This window comes from Leptospira ainlahdjerensis (assembly GCF_016919175.1).
Classification (GTDB): Bacteria; Spirochaetota; Leptospiria; order Leptospirales; family Leptospiraceae; genus Leptospira; species Leptospira ainlahdjerensis.
Genome location: NZ_JAFFPU010000024.1, coordinates 234675 through 252979, shown reverse-complemented (window position 1 = coordinate 252979; position 18305 = coordinate 234675). Strand labels below are relative to the sequence as shown.

Here is an 18305-nt window from a genome sequence, read left to right as displayed (position 1 = left end):
AGGCTTTTCTCAAACTGTGGATCTATGATCGTCCTTAGATCCAGATCCCCTCGCAGAAAACAGGTTTTGGAATCGCTGGATCTGGATTTTCGGGTCGAGCCGGAAGACGTCGACGAAAGTTCTTTTGTAAAGGAAAGCCCTTTAGAATATCTCAAAAGGATCACATTATCCAAACTCGGTACGAAGTCAGCCTCCGAATTGCTCGTATCTTGTGATACCATCGTCGTTCAAAATCATAGAATTCTTCAAAAACCGTCCGATTTTCAGGAAGCCGTAGAAATCTTAGAGAGCTTATCCGGAACCACACATATCGTTTATTCAGGTTTGGGAATCTACGATCGAGGTTTGGAACAATTCGCTTTCGATTCTTCCAAAGTCACTTTTCAAAATTGGAATCGCGATCAAATCCGGAAATACGTGGAAACTCATTCTCCATTTGATAAGGCGGGAAGTTATGGAATTCAGGATTCGAACGGCCCAGTGAAAGAATACGAAGGATCTTATACGAACATTCTCGGGTTTCCGATCCGAATGTTTTTTCAATATCACAAATTATGGGAAAAATATCTGAAGGGAAATCAAGCGTAGAAATCGATCAGACTTCCACGAGACTGAGATGGAGCGTCTGCGGGAGGGCGAGCGAAATTTTTACCAGGAAAACTTCGATCAGGATTAAAATCTTCCCTTTGAATACGCTCCACGGCCTCGACTCTTCCTCCAAGACGAGCCGGACTGACATAAGCCAAACCTTCTCCTGGAAAAGAAATCCTCTGGACTCCGGAACTGATGTTCATATTCTATTCTTCGGAGAATCAATTCCTTAGCTTAAGTGAAATGTTCCGATTTTTTCGGTAACAAATCGAATTCTTCCCCGAAACCAATGGCCGCAAAAACAAAAGAATATAAAAATTCGATCGAGTTTCTTTCCGACTTTGGAAAGAATTTGCCTTCCATCGTTTTCGTAGCCGCTAAAGAATCTTACGAGTTCGAGATTCTTGCGGAAAAATATAAGGAAGCGATTCGAAAAACCGGCGAGTCTATCGAAATCGTAATCTTTGTTTCGGAACCAGGAGACTTCGAAAGATTTCAATCCGAAGCCTTTAATCTCGATATGTTTTCCAATCGGAAATTGTTTATCATCAAATCGGGTCTGGATTTTTTTAAGCCCGTTTCCGGCGGAAAAGGAAAAAACAACGAATCCTTACAAAAAAGATTCTCTGATTTTCCGGAATCGATTCAGCTTTTAGTTCATTACAATCACTGGGAAGTGCCGAGCAAAGTTTTACAACTATTCGGTGGAAAAGCCCATCTTATCAAAACTAAGAATTTTTATCCAAACGAAACCAAAGGCGGGCTTCTCCAGGCTTGCAAAGAAATCGGCGTTCAATTGGAAGAAGATGCGATGGATGAATTTCTGCACAAAATTCCTCCTTCCATGGGAGCTTATCTACAATCCCTTTCCAAACTAAAACTATATCTTAGTAAAAAAGTTTTTAATAAACAAGATATCGAAGACGTGCTCTTTTTTAACTCCGAACTCAACTCGAGCGGTTTAGTCGATTTTTTTATGGAGTCGGACCGGATTCGTTTTTTTAAGGAATTTAGAAAGTTCCAAAAAGGAAAAGATTCTCTACTTCTATTTTTTACGATCTTAAAGGAAAGAATCGATCAGCTGCGGAAATACAAAATCATTTCAAAAAAATACGAAGCCACGCTTTCCGACGAAGAGATTTATGAATATTTGGACATTCAGTCCTATAGTCCCGCTAGAAAAAATTTTGTCAGAAATCGTCTCAGAAAAGAAGCCGCTTTTTTTTCCGATAAGATTATCGGAGAACTTTATGACTTTATCATCGATATGAATATTCGAATCAAAACAGGATCTGAAAAAGAAGAATCGGAATTCCATTTCAATCGGAAGATGGAGGATTTTTTTATTCTGCTTCGCCGGAAAGATCGAATTCTATAATTTTTCTATAAATCGTTCTTTCGGAAATTCCCAAAATTCTGGCCGCCTTTTCTCGATTTCCGTTTACGAGGATCAGATTTTTCTTTATAATTTCTCTTTCATAATCTCTGAGCGGAATACCGGTTCTAACCTCTATAAATTCTTTATAAACGTAAGAAGGTTCAAACATCTGCGGTGGGAGGTGTTTTGTATCTAAAATACGAACCGGAAACAAGGAAACCATACTCTCCAAAAGATTTCTCAACTGTCTTATGTTTCCCGGAAAATCGTAATTCAAAAGGAAGTGATAGAGTTTTTCGCTCAATCGAGTTTCCTTTCTTTTGTATTTATCGGATAATACCTCAAGAAAATGTTTGATAAGAAGCGGGATATCTTCCTTTCTTTCCCGTAGATCGGGAAGATCCAATCTGTAATTGGAAATTTCGAGATAAAGGGATTCTAAGATTTCACCCGCTTCGAGCTTTTGCTTCCATTCTTTTCCGGATAAAAAGAGGAATCTCGAATCCGTTTGATTCTCACGAAGTCGCTTTAGCAGGTAGGCTTGAGCTTCCTTTGGAAACTTCGTAAAATTCTTAAATACGAAGTAAGTGTTTTGATCTTCGGAAAGAGCTTTTTCAAGTGTCGATTCGTTTTCCAGGTTTTCGGATTCCAAGATTCGAACCTCAGGCTCCTTTCCCGAAAATTTTGCGATCAACCTAGAAATGAAAGTTTTCCCCGTTCCGGGCCCGCCGGTGAGGAACAAAGGCATTCGATTTTGGGAAAAAGATTTGAGTCGATCTAATATTTTAACCGAAGTCGAAGCGTTGCTGATAAAAATATGTTCGTCGGAATTCAAATGAGGATCCCTTAAGTAAAAGTTTATAATCCTTTGACCTGTAGAACCCGACCTCGGACGATACAATCGAAGGAACTTTTGTTCGTATTCTGAAAATAATTTCTAACCTGGACAGGCGTACATTCCAGAATTTGAGAAGGATTCCCTTTATACACTTCCGTTAGACCGGCAAGATTACTCACCCCATCCACGGATCCGTCTGATGGAACATAAGTCGTTTGATAACTTACTTGCTCTTCGATTTCCGGCGCTTTGATTCCGGTCGGTAAAGAAACCCAAAATGCTTTCTCACCCGACTTAACCAATATTTCCGGTCCTTCCGATTTGAACTCGTCCTTTAAAAGAATGTTGGAAAGCAGAAAACTCAAATTGTCTTGCAGAGGCTCCGAAGCGAGAATTTTATCCCCAGTCAGCTCCGCGTAAATTTCCGTAAAATTTAGAGGGTTGATCGATTCCGACTCGGTATACTTTCCGGAATAGGAAACCTGATTTAAAGAAGACTCGGAAATCGATTGTCCCGGAGACAATTCGGAATATGTAAAATAAATCTTTCTTCCGCGAAAGACCAACGTCTTTGAATCCTTCGCCGTACTTACTTTTCGAGAATACGTAATTTCGTAGAAACTATCTTTCCGGAGAATTCCCTTATAAAACTGAGTCTGTGAGAGTGAAAAATAAGGGGCCGTAAAAAAACGAACTCCGTAACCTCCGGATTGTAGATCCTGCAAAATTGAGGAAAGAGTCGGATTCGGAATTTTTCCCTTCGCATTGGTCAGCACGATTATGTCCTGAAGCGTTTGCGATTTTGGTCCGGATTGAAGAAGAATTCTTTTTACGCTGATCAATGCGTCCGACAGATCTTCTAAAGAAGACTTTCCACCCGACCTCAAATTGGAAATTTGCGTCCTTAGCTCCGAAAGTGAACCCGGTTTTGGAAGAATCGTAGTTTTTCCTTCGGTAAAAGTCGCAACTCTGATTCCGGTCATCGACTCCCAAGAGGCATTTTTTACGAATTGAACCCATTCGTCTCTTTCCCTTTGAAAAGACGGGGAGAGATCAATAACGAAAATCAACCCTTTTGACGATTTTTTTGAATAAGATTGAGCGATCTGTCTCTTTTTAGATGGGATCCAAGGAAACGATTTCTCCGTCATAGAACGCATCAGACTAAAAAGATCGGACTTTTCCGAAAGATGAAGTTCATCCAATTGTTTCTGTGTACAATTATAAACAGCTCGATCGAGAGAAATTTGATTCTGAAAATTCAGTTCGTCACGAACTACGATATCCGCTGAAAATGTGGAGCAAATTTTCGAAAAGTCTTCCTTTCCAAAATGAGCGATTCGAAATTTTTCAAAATGTTCCTTATCCTGAATCCTCTCCGTTGTCTCTACTTTGGCCCTTAAGAGCAGGTTTGCGTAAAAAGCCCCAAATTTGGAAATTTCTTGCGGTCTGTCATTGATTCTTTGAAAAGAATTCGGCAGGTTACCCTCTATCTTTCCCGGAAGAAAAATTATACTCGTAGCGAGCAATGGATGAGCCAAGAAAAGTAATAAAAATAATAAATTTCTTAACATAAATAAATAGTGCGACGCAAATCTCTCTCTGATATTCATTTAGGGAAATCTATCTTTCAAAGCAACCTATTAAAAAATGTGTTGCATAAACTCGGCGAAGTATTAGATTTTTTCTTTTAGTAGATCAAGGAGAAAATAATGATCAATAGACTTATCGCTCTATCTGTAGCAACAATGATTTTTGCAGCTTGCTCCAGCACCGACACTGGACAAAAAGATGCAACGACTGTCGGTGACGGCGGATGGACATTTGAAGGATGGGGTGGAGCTCCAGAACAAAGAAACGACGGAAAAACACCAAGAGATACTGCTCCAAAAGACTGGTACTATATTAAATTTTCCTCCAGAGCATCCGCTAAAGCAGTAGCTAAGAAAAGTCAAGCTATGATGCAATCAACTTGCCGTGAAGCTTCTAGACTTCAAGGTGCATCTGACGTTGTGAAGAAGATGGTTGGTGAAACTGTAGAAGCCGCTTCCGGCGTATCCGATGGTGAAGCTACCGCTTCCGTAATCGTTTCTCAGTCTCAAGGGGTTGTAAAAGGAGTTGGGGTTTACGAATGTAAAGCAACTGGTTCCGGTTCTGATCCAAAAGACGTTTCTAAAGACAACTGGGAAGAATGTCAGTGTGTTATCTATGCAAAATTTCCTGGTGGAAAAGATGCTCTGGTAGCGAAAGCACAAGAAGTTTCCAACAAACAGTAATCTGATTTTTTAGAATATTCGTTTGATGAACCCCGCCCTTAAAAGCGGGGTTTTTTTATTGCCCAAGACTCGGTCGGATAGAAACATCTTTCAATCAGAGTCTACCGGCTTAGTTTAAACTCGGGTTTTCATTACTCCAAGGAAATATTAAACTTACTCGCAAGATTGCTGATATCCGAAGAAAATTCATCCTGTTTGGAAGCCGCTTTTTTCAGAGCTTCGGTAGCCGAGCTAAGAATTTTCGATTTCTCTTCTTCCGTTGCTGAATTGTACTTCGCTAATTCCTGACTCGCCTTTTTTAAAAGTTTAATTGTTTCTCCCAAAAGCGCGTCCTTACTCAAATGTGGAGAAGCTGTCTTGATCCACACATCATAATAATTTGTAAGCTTTTCTTCTTCGAGAATAGAATCGTAACAAGTTACTTTCGAGAATTCTCCGATGATTTCTTGTTCTAAACAATACATTCCTCGTTTCAATTTACCTTTCGTGTTTGCGGTGATTGTCGGTTTCACGAATGCATCCTCACTCGCGTTCAAAACAAAATATACGTTTTCCGAAAAGTTTTTTACCGGGGCATAACCTTCTTTGTTTTCCACGGTTCTAACTTTTAAAAAGGTAGCGGAAACCGTACCCTTTTTATCCTTCGTCGGGATTTGAGCCTCGACGGTTTCCAGTCCGGTAACTTCCTCCATTCCATAGACAAGAGTGACTTGATCTTCCTTTTTGTCGGTGCCAGGAGTTTTATAAATCCATTGGTCGTAATTCGCAAATCTAGTTCCGAGTATTTGCGGAACGTCTTTCTTTTCTTCCTTTTTGCAGGCGTTAGAAACTAACAAAGCAAAAGAGAGAACTAAGAATATTTTTACAAGTTTCATAAAGTAATTTCTCCGTTTCGCGAAGTTATCGCTGATGGATCTAAAATAGTCAAGAAAAACGCTTAGAATGCACTTCTAAAACTCACGTTTACCTCAGAACATCTAAGAGTAAAAGTCCGTTTTAGATTACTTTTTTTATAAGGAAGAAGAGATATAAGAGAATTATCGAATTCTTATTGACTGGGGGTGTTTAGGAAGAGAGGCAATGAAAGAATCGTACTTTCCAAATATGGAATGTTACATCAATGCAGTACTAAGGAAGTGCCGGATCTAAGGGAAATCAAAAGTTCCTCAAAACGAGCATATTCCCTGATTTCTAAGAGCTCCGATTTCCAGAGTGGATCGAACTCTAAACCAGAAAGATATTTCACGAGATGTTTTCTAAAAAGGAGAATACCGAATTCTTCGCCAAAACTTTCCATCATCCATCGAAGATGTTCTAAAACCACTTTTCTGATTTCTTCCCAGGACAATTCTTCCTTTTTGATTTCAGAGAAAATCCAAGGGTTTCCGATTGCGTTTCTTCCGATGAGAACTCCATCGACTTTGTATTCCTGAATTTTTCGTTGCGCTTCCTGAAAAGTTTTAATATCTCCATTGCCGAAAACCGGAATTTTAACTTTCGTTTTTACTTCTCCGATCGCATCCCAATCAGCGAGTCCTGTATACGCCATCTCTTTGGTTCTTCCATGGACGGTTAACGCATCGATTCCTGAATTCTCCAGAATCTTTGCAACCTCAAGATAATTACGACTTTCAGAATCCCAGCCGATTCTAATCTTAGCGGTGACTGGTACGGAGACTCTTTTTTTGATTGCCTCTATAATTTTTCCTGAATGTGCAGGTTTTCGCAATAGACCGGCGCCAGCGCCTCGAAGAGAAACCTTCCGAGTGGAGCAGCCCATATTGAGATCGATGATATCTGGTTTTAGTTCTTGGATGATTTCCGCAGCTTCCGCGATCACCTCGAGTCGATTTCCAAAAATCTGAAATGTGATCGGTCTTTCTTCCGGATGAAATTGAAACATCTTTAAGGCTTTCGGCGCCTTATGAATAATTTCATCCGTATTTACAAATTCAGTATAAGAAAATGCGGCTCCGAACTTTCTACAAATTCTACGAGTGGGAGAATCGGAAATGCCCGCCATCGGAGAAAGAGAAATTCTCCCTGGGATCGTAACATTTCCGATCTGAATCATTTTCTTAACTTTCTCCTAGAACGGTAAAGTCTTGAACTTTGTCATTGTCTTTCAAATCGACAAGACGTACGCCGACGGCAGTCCTTCCGAGTTTAGAAATATCGAATGCGTTAATTCGAATCGTCATACCTTGCTGGGTGATCAGAATGATTTCATCCTCAGCACCCACGGATCCGGTTCCTACGGAGAAGCCGTTTTTGTCAGTGACTTTCAAGTAAGCCATTCCTTTTCCGCCCCTTCCTTTAGCGGCGAATTCTTCGAAGCCGAGACGTTTTCCGTAACCTTCCTCGGAAACAACGAAAATGTCTTCACCTTCTTTAAATTTGCTGAGACCTACAATCGCGTCGTCCTCCGAAAGTCGCATACCGGTGACGCCACTCGCAGTACGGCCTTGAGGGCGAATAATGTTTCCTTCGATTCTTAACGCTAAACCTTTTCTCGAGAAGATGATCACTTCATCCTTATCATTGATCGCTTCGACTTTGATAAGGTCGTCTCCGTCACGAAGCCCGATCGCAATAATCCCCGATTTTTTTACGTTACTGAATTCGTTGAGATGGATCCGCTTGATAAAACCCTTTCTAGTAACGAGAAGAAGATCCTTATCCATATCCTCTTCCCTAAACGCAAAAATGGAGGAAATGTATTCGTCTTCTCTTAAGTTGATGATCGCTTTTAAGGATTTTCCACGCGCTTCCTTGGATGCAATCGGGAGTTCATAAGCTTTCATCACATAAACTTTACCGATATTGGAAAAGAACATGATACTATCATGGGTCATCGCGGCTTTCATGATTTTGATCACATCGTCTCGTTTCTGTGAAAGACCTTGAATTCCCTTTCCGCCGCGTTTTTGCCTTTTGAAAGTATCGATCGGAAGACGTTTGACGAATTGGTCGTATGTAATCTGAATCACGATCTCTTCATCAGCGATTAAATCCTCTGCGTTAAAAGACGAACTTTCGATACTTTCAAAAGAAATTTCAGTCTTTCTTTTTGTACCGTATTTATCCCCGACTTCTTGAAGTTCCGTACAGACGATATCGTTTACGCGGGACGGCTTCGCGAGAATGTCTTTTAAATCTACGATAAGCTTTCTGACTTCTTCCAATTCATCGATGATTTTTTGGACTTCGAGGGAAGTAAGTCTTTGCAATCTCATCTCGAGAATCGCATCCGTCTGAACGTCGGAAAGACTGAACTTCAACATCAATTGTTCTTTTGCTTCAGCGGGGTTTTTAGAAGCGCGAATCACTTTAATTACGTCTTCGATATTTTCTAAGGCGATTTTCAAACCTTCTAAAATATGCGCGCGTTTTTCGGCTTTGTCTAAATCAAACTGAGTTCTTCTTACAATTACGACTCTTCTGTGAGCGGAATATGCGGTGAGAATTTCCTTGATATTAAAAATTTTCGGCTTGTTATCCAAAATCGCAAGCATCGTGATTCCGTAACTCACCTGAAGCTGGGTCATCTTATAAAGTTGATTTAAAATAACCTGAGCATTTGCATCTTTTTTAATATGAATTTCTACTCGAATTCCCTTACGATCGGAAAGATCTAAAATTTCGGAAATTCCCTCGATCTGTTTATCGTTAACAAGATCTCCGATTTTTTCGAGAAGTACCTTCTTGTTGACTTGATACGGAATCTCCGTTACAACGATTACTTCCCTTCCGTTTTTCTTTTCTTCAATATCGACCTTGGATCGAATTCGAATCGAACCTTTTCCAGTCGTGTATGCGGAGATCAATCCTTCTCCACCGATGATAATCCCGGAAGTCGGGAAATCGGGACCGGGAATGATTTTAAGAATTTCAGGAATCGTAATTTCAGGATTTCGAATCACTGCAATAACGGCTTCGATCGTTTCTTTCAGGTTGTGGGGAGGAATGTTAGTCGCCATTCCCACCGCAATTCCGGAAGAACCGTTTACGAGAAGATTAGGAAAATTTGCCGGAAGTACGTCCGGTTGTTGTTTCGTATCATCATAGTTAGGTGAAAAACTTACGGTGTCTTTTTCGATATCTCGCAAAAGTTCTTCGGCGACCTTTTCAAGCCGTGCTTCGGTATAACGATAGGCGGCCGGATTATCACCGTCGATGGAACCGAAGTTTCCTTGTCCGTCGATTAAAGGCACTCTCAAAGAGAAATCCTGCACCATTCTTACGAGAGCTTCGTAAACGGAAGCGTCACCGTGCGGGTGGTAGTTACCGATTACTTCCCCGACGATCTTAGCGCATTTTACGTAAGGTCGATCGCTTCTCCAAGCACGCTCATTCATGGCGTGAAGAATTCTTCTATGAACTGGTTTTAAACCGTCTCTGACGTCCGGAAGCGCGCGTCCTACGATAACGGACATTGCGTACCCAAGATACGCCTCTTTCATTTGGTCTTCGATTTCCACAGGAATTACTCGGACTCCGTTTCTCAACGCTTCCGCGATATCCGGTTTTCCTGCAATATTGTAGCTTAGGACTTTTGTTTCGTTTTCCATCTCTTGACTCATTTCTGAATTCCCTTCGGATCAAAGATCCAAGTTTGCTACCTTTGCGGCGTTTACTTCGATAAACATTTTTCTTGGGTGAACTTCGTCGCCCATAAGGACGTTAAACGTTTCTTCCGCTTCCACGAAGTCGTCTAACTTTACTTTCAAAACGACTCGATTGGAGGGATCCATCGTCGTCTCCCAAAGTTGTTCTGGATTCATCTCGCCCAAACCTTTGTATCGTTGAATTACAACTTTGTCCGTGCCTACCGTTTTCAAGAGCTCGTCTTTTTCTTTATCAGAGTAAGCATAGGTAGAATTTTTACCGTGTTTGATTAAATAAAGAGGGGGTTGCGCGACATAGAGATATCCTCTTTCAATCACTGGCCGCATATAACGAAAGAAGAATGTAAGTAGAAGAGTTCGAATGTGAGAGCCGTCGATATCAGCATCGGTCATAATCATAATCTTATGATAACGAATCTTATCGATATTGAACTCGTCTTCCCCGATTCCAGTTCCAAGCGCAGAAACCAAAATCCGAATCTCTTCACTCGCGAGAATCTTATCCAATCTTGCTTTCTCCACGTTGAGAATTTTTCCTTTCAAAGGAAGAATCGCCTGTGTGTTTCGATCTCTTCCTTGTTTCGCGGATCCGCCAGCAGAATCTCCTTCGACGAGATAAATTTCAGAATGAGCAGGATCTTTTTCGGAACAGTCAGCGAGTTTTCCCGGAAGACCACCGCCTTCTAAAACCGTTTTTCTTCTGGTTAGATCTCTGGCTTTCCGAGCGGCTTCCCTCGCCTTCGCGGAAAGAATACATTTTTCTAATATTCTTTTTGTTATGTTTGGATTCTCTTCAAAGAAAAGAGTCAGACCTTCCGAAGTCAAAGTTTGCATAATACCTTTGATCTCCGCATTCACCAATTTTTCTTTTGTCTGAGAATTGAACTGAGGTTGAGGAATCTTAACCGAAATAACCGCAGTCAATCCTTCCTTAACATCTTCACCGGATAACCCGGTTGGATGTTTCTTTGCCATGACGGTATCTTTTTTTAGGAAGTCGTTGAGTGTTCTCGTGAGAGCGGCCCGAAAACCTTCGAGGTGCGTTCCACCTAAGTTGTTATTGATGTTATTGGTGAAACAAAAAATACTTTCCGTGTAAGTTTCTGAGTATTGAATCGAAATCTCGGCAATCACATCCTCTTTATTTCTTTCAAAGTGAATCACTTTGTGCATAGGATGTTTGTTTTCGTTGATATGTTCCACGAAAGAAACGATACCGCCCGAAAACTGGAATTCATTCTTTAAAAGATTCTCGCCTTCGTTTCCGCGTCTTCTATCCTCCACGGTAAGAATCAGACCTTTATTCAAAAAAGCTAATTCTCTAAAACGAGCGGAAAGGATGTCGAATTGAAAATCTACGGTAGTGAAGATGGATGCATCCGGTTTAAAACGGACGATTGTTCCTCTTTCTGAAGATTCTCCTTTTGCTTCTACCGGAGAAACGGGAATGCCCTTTTCGTATTTTTGAGTATAAATTTTGCCTCTTTGAAAAACCTCTACGACGAGCCATTCGGAAAGCGCGTTCACAACCGAAACCCCGACTCCGTGAAGTCCGCCGGAAACCTTATATGCGTCGTTTTCAAACTTACCACCGGCATGAAGAATGGTCATCACAACTTCGATCGTGGAAATTTTCTTGTCCGGGTGAATGTCGACCGGAATACCACGGCCGTTATCTCTTACTTCGATGATGTTATCGGGAAGAATGCTGATTTTGATTTCTGTACAGTGACCGGCCATTGCCTCATCCACGGAGTTATCAACAACTTCGTAGACCATTTTGTGAAGCCCTGTCTCATCCTGAGTTCCAATGTACATCCCGGGACGTTTTCGAACAGCTTCCAGACCTTCTAAAATCTTAATCTGACCGGCGCTGTAGCTTGCTTCTTCTTGGCTCATTTTTTTCAGACCTCAGGAATAGTTTTCCTGAAAACCATAGGGAGGCAAGGAAATTCATTTATTAATCAAAGATATTGAAGAATCTCAAGGTAACGTTTTTTAACTTCCGGATCGGTTTCTTTCTCAAGGATGGCGATTAAATCCTCTTTACCTTCTAAGCCTTTTTTTTCTGTTGTTTCAGGTTGTTTGGAAGAGAGAGAATTCGCTAATTTACCGATTGAAATTTCGAGAGAACGAACCACACCTTTTCCGAGAAATTGGGAAGCCTGTCTCAGAATTCGATTTTGAAGAAAAAGCAATTCTTGTTTGTAGGCATTATGGGAAACTATGATTCTTAATTTCCCGAATTGGATTGAATTGACTTCGGAATGAGAAGCAAAGATTGGACCTACAATTTCTTTCCATCGATTTCGGAGTGTGTTTAGAGAAATTTTTTCCTGAAGGCTTTCTTCCGTAATACCGAGCTGATTGAGGACCGACTTAAATTCGTCGGTTTCAATCTTTTTGGATGAAATAAGGTCGTCTTTCATTCTACGGAAAGAACCTCTCCGTCCTTGATAATGAAGATTTGTTTTTGATCTTCGAGTTTGCCGACATAATCCTGAATTCCTTCCAAGTCGGTCGTCGTAAAAAAAGCTTGGCCGGCATTGACGACTAAGTCGACAAAATATTCCCTTCGCTTTACGTCCAATTCTCGGATCACGTCGTCGATCAATAAGACCGGACTTTTGTTCAGGACATTCTTATAATAATTAAAAGTTGCCGCTTTCAAAGCGATCACCGTACTTCGTTTTTGGCCTTGAGAGCCGAATTCCGTAATATCTCTGGAATCGGTTCCGATAAAAAGATCGTCGCGATGAATTCCTGCGGAAGTATAACCGAGTCTCAAATCTCTTCCGAGATTACGGTTCAGCTTATCCAAAAATTCCTTTTCGTTTTCGACATCCGGTTTGTAAACCAACGTAAGATCGTCTTTTCCGCCGCTCAGCTTTTCCAGGTTTGATCGGTAGAATGAATTCAGTTCTAAAACGATTTCCTTTCTTTTATTTAGGAGAATTACGCCTTTTTCCACAAGTTTCTTTTCCCAAATCGAAAGTTGAGAAGAATCCGAATTTCCCGTTTTTAAAAGAGCGTTTCTGTGTTTTAGAATTTTATTGTATTCCAATAAAGAATCCAAGTAAAACGGATCAAAAGAGGAAATAAAAGCGTCCATAAACTTTCTTCTTTCCGCAGGGCCACCTTCTATAATTTTCAAATCTATAGGAGTTAAAAGAACCGTGATAAATTTACCGATCAGGTCCGTTCTCTTTTTGATTTCTTCCTGATTGAATTTTAATTTTCTTTTTACAGTTGGTTTTGTAGTATATCCGATTTCTAAAATGGCTTCTTTTTGATTTTCTTGGATTCTACCTCGTAGAAAATAATTTTCGGAGCCCCAACGAATTAAATTTCCGTCTTCGGACTCTCGGAAACTTTTTAACCAAGACAACATACAAATCGCTTCGAGAAGATTTGTTTTTCCTTCTCCGTTATCGCCTACAAAAAAAATAAGCCTGGAATGAAAGTCCAGGCTCAGTTCTTCGTGACTTCTAAAGTTTTGAAGTGTAAGATGTTTTAAGAACATTAAAGTTTCATCGGCATAATCACTGAGATAAATTCCGGATCGGATGGATCCTTAAAAATCACCGGAGAACTTGAATCCGAAAATTCTATCTTTACTTCAGTATCATCGATGGATCTGAAAATATCCATGAGATATTCTCCTTTGAAAGCAATGGTAACTTCGTCTCCAGAGTATTCAATCGATTTGTTGATACTTGCTTCTGATGCGCCGAGAGTTTGTGCAAAGAAGTTCAGATTGTTTTTTGTAAACGTAAGTCTGACCTGTCTCGATGGTTCTTCGGCGGCGGTCATAACTTGTCTTAGAGAAACTTGGAATTCTTCTTTCGAAATTGAAGTGGAGAATTTTGTGCTCTTAGGAATGACTTGTTCGTAGTTCGGAAAATTTCCTTCAATCAATTTACATAAGAGTTCTATGTTGTTTGCGGAAGCATAAATCTGACTATCGATCAAACCAATGTTACCGGTTTCCGATGTGGCGATCATCTTCGAAATTTCGCGGATTGCTTTCGCGGGAACGATAATCGATTCTTTGAATTGTAAAGGTGCCGGAAGCGTTCTTTCAATCTTACAAAGTCTTCTTCCATCGGTTCCCACAAAGATTAATTTTGTTTCGTTCGGAATCATATAAAGACCGTTGAAAATGAATCTCTGATCTTCGTGCGCGATGGCGTAGGAAGTCTTACGAATCATATCGTTGATCAAAGTACTTGGAAAAGAAGAAACTTGTGAAGAATTAACTTTGGAAATCGTTTTAATTTCTTCTGCGTCCATCCCCGAAATTTTAGATTTGTAATCGTTCTTTCCGGAAGCATCGGTGATGTAAGCGATCGATGATTCTCCGTCGGATTCTTCCAAAGAAAGAATCGTCTCTTCAAAGTTGATCGTTTTAAAAAAACTGGAAAGTTGTTTTGCAGGTAAGGAAATACTTCCCGCTTGAATCACGTCCGCCGGCACCGATGTTTTTATAGATATCTCAAGATCGGTGGCAGAAAGAAATACTTCTTTTCCCTCCGCTTCTATTTTAAGATTTGATAATACAGATTTAATCTCTCTTGCAGAGATAACGCCTTCCACGGCATGGATTGCTTTTAAGAATTCAGATGTGTTTATTTTAATTTTCAATTTTGTTCTCCTAATATCTTACTTAATTAAATAGGTTCTTATTATTGTACAGTTGTAGGAGTAGTACCTGTAAATATGTACATAAAATCGTATTCCTTCTGAATACTGAAATATGTCTCATTCTTTTTGAAAAGTGAATTTTCATTTCCGACATAATTCTTTGTAAATTTCTCTACTTGAAGTGACAGTAATTTTGCATTATGTCTTATTTACAGATTTATGAATCTTATTATACAGAGAAAAGAGGGTTTATGGACAGTTTATTTACAGTGTTCATAAACTGAGATAAAATCTTCCGCTTAATATTTTATTGGAGTCGATATCGAGAGCTAATTCTCTCGACTAAGAATCGTATATCTTTGTTTTTTGAAAGTAGATCTTCGGCTTTTCTGACTCCGTGGATCACCGTGGTATGTTGGGTTTGAAAAAGTCTTCCGACTTGTGATTTATTCACTTTAAAAACGGTGTGTAATAGATAGAAACAAATATGACGAGGAATGATGAGCTCTTTTTTCCTACTCTTTCCCATAATTTCGGAAGGATTCAGACTGAATTCTTTTGCAACGGCTTCAATGATTCGATCATGGGAAAATTCAACGTTTTTCTTTCTATAAAGACGGTTTTTGACGATCTCTTTTACTTTTTCCAAGTTTAGAAATAATAAAGAATAAGATTTTTTATAAAGATAAATATCATTGAGGGCGCCGAGAAGAAGTCTCGTGTCTTCTTCGATTTGATCCGCGAGAAAATCCAGAATGTCTTCGCTCAATCCTAAATCCATAATTTGAGAATGATAGGCAACAATGCCTCTTCGTATTTCCCGATCCGGATATTGTATGTCGGCTTGAACACCGGTTACGAATCTTGATTTCAACCTTTCGTGAATCGGAAGTTCCGAACTTGGACGATCGGATGCGATCACGATTTGTCTTCTTCTTTCAAAAAGAAAATTGAACAAGGCAAAGAATTCGTCTTGGGTTTTTTCAGCGTTTGTGGAAAGAAGTTGAATGTCGTCAACGAGAAGACAGTTGTAAGATTGATATTTCATCTTAAAACTTTCTATCAGTTCTCGTGATTGAAGAGCAAAACGAAACTCATTCATAAACGAAGAGATATCAACATAACAAACGGTCTTCCAGGGATCCTTTTTTAAAAGTTCAGAACCGATCGCGTGAAGTAAATGTGTCTTGCCGACTCCGACGCTCCCGAACAAGTAAAGCGGGTTGATCTCGGCAGGTTTTCTTACGCATTCTTTCGCCGCTGTATAAGCCAAACGATTACAATCGCCTACGATAAAGGACTCGAACGTATAATCCGGATTGAATTGGAAATCTTTTTGATCGAAAGATTTTTCAAGAATTGTTTGTAGCGGGGAGGCGGGCTTTGCTTCAATCAGAATTTCGACCGGAATTTTATCTCCACAAGCTTCTAAAATTGCACTTTCAATGATACTTTGGTATTTTCTTTCAACGTGAGTTTTAATCGTCGCGGAAGGAGCTATGATTGTACATTTTTCAGAGTTAAGAGTTTCTAATTTTAGGGTATCAATGAACCTTTCAAAGTATTGAGGTGATATTTTCTTGGAAACTTCCTCTAAAATTTTATTCCAAACTAGGTTCAACTCTTCCTCCAAGGAAACAAAAACAAAAATTCTCTCTCACAAGAGATTTTTACGAGTTTGATTTGGATTGATTTCTCCAAATCGATCGATTAAGGCTATTTTTCACTTTTCCTCCGGAGTCCCGGAGCTCGATGAATGAGAATACACTATTTTTGAAAGAACTCTTGTACTCAAATGAAAATTCCGGAATCGGAAATTTCTCCTGAAAAAAGGGAGAGTTTATGCATTGAATAATTAACTATGTCTCTAAACGATTTTCGAGTCTATTCTCGGTTTCGTCTAACGTCTATTTTAAAAGATTATAAGAAACTATATTCGTAAAAGGGAATATTTTTAGACGGAAAGGTGAAAAAAGAGTCTGGAAAGGGCAAGACTTTCTAAGCCGATAATTCTTTTGTGAATCTCCGACTTGAACTGAAAGATAGCTTCTATTTTTGAAAGATGATTTTCGTAGTCGGTTCGAGTATATTCGTAGATCAAAAGAAGACTTACTAATTCTAAGAATTCTTTATAAGAAAAATTTTCTTTCCATTCGGGATGTTCGTCTTTGTAAGAATGAATCCAAGATTCTAATTTTAATAAATCAAGCTGCGTTTCAATCCTATCTTTGATTTTTTCCTGAACTAAATCCATCACTTCCTTGGGACATTCGAAAGAAAGCATACTTCCTCCCTGAAAGGGAAGGATCGGAAAGTTGAGTCGAGAATGAATTTTTTGGAGCGCTTCGCGGTTGAGATAATGAAATGGAACACAAATCGCTCTGCTAACGATCGTCTCCTTCAGTTTGTCCAAATTATTTACGATGAAAATAAATCGCGAGAAAGGAGGAGCTTCCTCCAAAGATTTTAGAAGTGCAGTCTCAGCTTCGTTGCCGATCAAAGACGCATCCGGAAAAACGATAAAACGGAACTTAGAAAGATGAGGTCTGTAGTTAAGCCTGGAACGAATCAACCATCGAATCGTAAACTCTTCAGGGTTCTCTTCGTTTCCTATGGGAATTATTTTGCCGCTTTCTTCCGGAAAACGAATGTAATCAGGATGGGAATTGTGCATGAATGCCTTGCAGGACGCGCAAGTTCCACAAGAGGTTCCTTCAAAACAAAGAACCTGTTTGATAAATCTTTCAGATGCAGATTCTTTTCCCGTTCCGTCGGGTCCATGAAGAATTAAAAGAGGAGGAATCATCTCCGGTCTGGATGAATATCTTTTTAAAAAGGTAAGAGCAGTTTCTTGACCTAAGATATCATCCAGATGAAATGTAGGTGAATTCATTTATATTAATAAACCGGGGTCAGCCAATGTCTGTATTTTTCATCTTTGTTGATCACAAGATTGAAGAATAAACTTTGAATTTTTTTCGTGATCGGTCCTATCTCCGCAGTACCGATTTTTCTGTGATCGATTTCCGAAACCCAAGCAATCTGAACGCCGGTACCGGAAAAGAAAACTTCATCGGCGATATAGAGTTCACTTCGAGAAATATCTCTTTCAACGACTTCGATTCCGTTGTCCCTTGCGATTTGAAGAACACTTCTTCTTGTAATTCCTTCTAACAAAGAAGAATTCACACCGGGTGTTATAATCTTTCCATCTCGCACAAGAAAAATATTCTCAGCGGATCCTTCGCTTACAAAACCTCGGGCATCCAAAAAGATCGCTTCATCGAATCCATTTTGAACCGCTTCGGATTTTGCAAGCGCCGAGTTTACGTAACCACCGGAGACTTTGGAAAGAGTCGGGATCACTGCGTCGTCGAATCTTCTCCAACTCGAAACCATCGTTCTTAAACCGCGTTTCGTATCTAAGTAATCGTTCAACTGAAGAATGTAGATCGCAAGTTCAGTTGGAACGTCATGAAAGCGAGGTGAAAGTTGTAAAGCTGACGTGTAAACAAAAGGACGAAGATAGATGTTCTCTTTGTATCCGCACTGGCGAATCAATTCGATTGTTATGTCTCTCAATTCTTCTTTTGTCTTTTCTAACTTTAACTGCATGATCTTTGTCGAATTGATCAGCCTTTGGAAATGGTCTAAGATACGAAACAAGTAGACGTTATCTGTATCCTTATCGTAATAACCTCTCAATCCACCGAAGACGGTGGTTCCATATTGAAGGGCGTGCGTCTGGATGCTGATCTTTGCTTCGGATTCGGGAAGGATTTTTCCTTCAAAATAGGATAGTTTCTTGATAGATACTGCCATAGAACAGGAACCTGATAAGTGATATAATTCCATGAATCAATATGTTAGGTCTCTTGTCGATTGCATCTTGCAATGAAAGCACTCGTTACTTGCGAAACGTCTCATTCTTAAATTTATAATCTACTTTC

At 39.8% G+C, this 18305-nt stretch carries 16 protein-coding genes; 3 read left to right on the top strand and 13 right to left on the bottom strand.

Annotated features, from left to right (window positions below; genetic code table 11):
• Positions 1-24: 24 nt before the first annotated feature.
• Positions 25-588 carry a nucleoside triphosphate pyrophosphatase gene (locus JWG45_RS06425; protein ID WP_205278925.1) on the top strand — a complete coding sequence of 188 codons (564 nt, stop codon included), beginning with the start codon at positions 25-27 and terminating at the stop codon, positions 586-588.
• Here the strand turns inward: JWG45_RS06425 and JWG45_RS06420 are convergent.
• Positions 579-794: a hypothetical protein gene (locus JWG45_RS06420; RefSeq protein ID WP_205278924.1), complete on the bottom strand. Its 216-nt coding sequence runs from the start codon at positions 792-794 to the stop codon at positions 579-581. The two genes, JWG45_RS06425 and JWG45_RS06420, sit on opposite strands and share 10 nt — an antisense overlap.
• A gap of 86 nt (positions 795-880) precedes the next feature.
• Between JWG45_RS06420 and holA the strand changes: the two genes are divergently transcribed.
• Positions 881-1969 carry a DNA polymerase III subunit delta gene (gene holA / locus JWG45_RS06415; RefSeq protein ID WP_205278923.1) on the top strand — a complete coding sequence of 363 codons (1089 nt, stop codon included), beginning with the start codon at positions 881-883 and terminating at the stop codon, positions 1967-1969.
• Here the strand turns inward: holA and JWG45_RS06410 are convergent.
• Together JWG45_RS06410 and JWG45_RS06405 are read right to left on the bottom strand one after the other, a co-directional pair.
• Positions 1935-2804 carry a sigma-54-dependent Fis family transcriptional regulator gene (locus JWG45_RS06410; protein ID WP_205278922.1) on the bottom strand — a complete coding sequence of 290 codons (870 nt, stop codon included), beginning with the start codon at positions 2802-2804 and terminating at the stop codon, positions 1935-1937. The genes holA and JWG45_RS06410 overlap by 35 nt on opposite strands.
• Positions 2805-2827: 23 nt before the next feature.
• Positions 2828-4381 (bottom strand): LIC10012 family protein, encoded by a 1554-nt coding sequence (locus JWG45_RS06405; protein WP_205278974.1) that lies wholly within the window; start codon positions 4379-4381, stop codon positions 2828-2830.
• 138 nt (positions 4382-4519) lie between these two features.
• Here JWG45_RS06405 and JWG45_RS06400 point away from each other — a divergent pair, with 138 nt between their 5' ends.
• Positions 4520-5083 carry a lipoprotein LipL21 gene (locus JWG45_RS06400; protein ID WP_100784522.1) on the top strand — a complete coding sequence of 188 codons (564 nt, stop codon included), beginning with the start codon at positions 4520-4522 and terminating at the stop codon, positions 5081-5083.
• Positions 5084-5214: 131 nt separating this feature from the next.
• Here JWG45_RS06400 and lenA read toward each other — a convergent pair whose 3' ends face one another.
• From lenA to JWG45_RS06350, 10 genes are all read right to left on the bottom strand, one after another.
• Positions 5215-5958 (bottom strand): lipoprotein LenA, encoded by a 744-nt coding sequence (gene lenA / locus JWG45_RS06395; protein WP_205278921.1) that lies wholly within the window; start codon positions 5956-5958, stop codon positions 5215-5217.
• 242 nt (positions 5959-6200) lie between these two features.
• Complete coding sequence (gene dusB, locus JWG45_RS06390) at positions 6201-7157, bottom strand: tRNA dihydrouridine synthase DusB (protein WP_205278920.1); 957 nt, start codon at positions 7155-7157, stop codon at positions 6201-6203.
• Between the two features lie 4 nt (positions 7158-7161).
• The gene (gyrA, locus tag JWG45_RS06385; protein ID WP_205278919.1) at positions 7162-9666 is read right to left on the bottom strand and encodes a DNA gyrase subunit A; all 2505 of its coding nucleotides are present in this window, start codon (positions 9664-9666) and stop codon (positions 7162-7164) included.
• An 18-nt stretch (positions 9667-9684) separates the two neighbouring features.
• Positions 9685-11610, bottom strand: a complete 1926-nt coding sequence (gyrB, locus tag JWG45_RS06380; RefSeq protein WP_205278918.1) for a DNA topoisomerase (ATP-hydrolyzing) subunit B — start codon at positions 11608-11610, stop codon at positions 9685-9687.
• A gap of 65 nt (positions 11611-11675) precedes the next feature.
• Positions 11676-12140: a DUF721 domain-containing protein gene (locus tag JWG45_RS06375; protein WP_205278917.1), complete on the bottom strand. Its 465-nt coding sequence runs from the start codon at positions 12138-12140 to the stop codon at positions 11676-11678.
• Positions 12137-13234, bottom strand: a complete 1098-nt coding sequence (recF, locus tag JWG45_RS06370; RefSeq protein ID WP_205278916.1) for a DNA replication/repair protein RecF — start codon at positions 13232-13234, stop codon at positions 12137-12139. The genes JWG45_RS06375 and recF overlap by 4 nt, the downstream gene beginning before the upstream one ends.
• Complete coding sequence (dnaN, locus tag JWG45_RS06365; RefSeq protein WP_205278915.1) at positions 13234-14355, bottom strand: DNA polymerase III subunit beta; 1122 nt, start codon at positions 14353-14355, stop codon at positions 13234-13236. The genes recF and dnaN overlap by 1 nt, the downstream gene beginning before the upstream one ends.
• Positions 14356-14662: 307 nt before the next feature.
• Entirely contained in the window at positions 14663-15988 is a 1326-nt protein-coding gene (gene dnaA, locus JWG45_RS06360; protein WP_408611607.1) for a chromosomal replication initiator protein DnaA, read from the bottom strand.
• 321 nt (positions 15989-16309) lie between these two features.
• Complete coding sequence (locus tag JWG45_RS06355) at positions 16310-17248, bottom strand: DNA polymerase III subunit delta' (RefSeq protein WP_205278914.1); 939 nt, start codon at positions 17246-17248, stop codon at positions 16310-16312.
• A 5-nt stretch (positions 17249-17253) separates the two neighbouring features.
• Positions 17254-18177, bottom strand: a complete 924-nt coding sequence (locus tag JWG45_RS06350; protein WP_205278913.1) for a branched-chain amino acid transaminase — start codon at positions 18175-18177, stop codon at positions 17254-17256.
• Positions 18178-18305 lie beyond the last annotated feature (128 nt).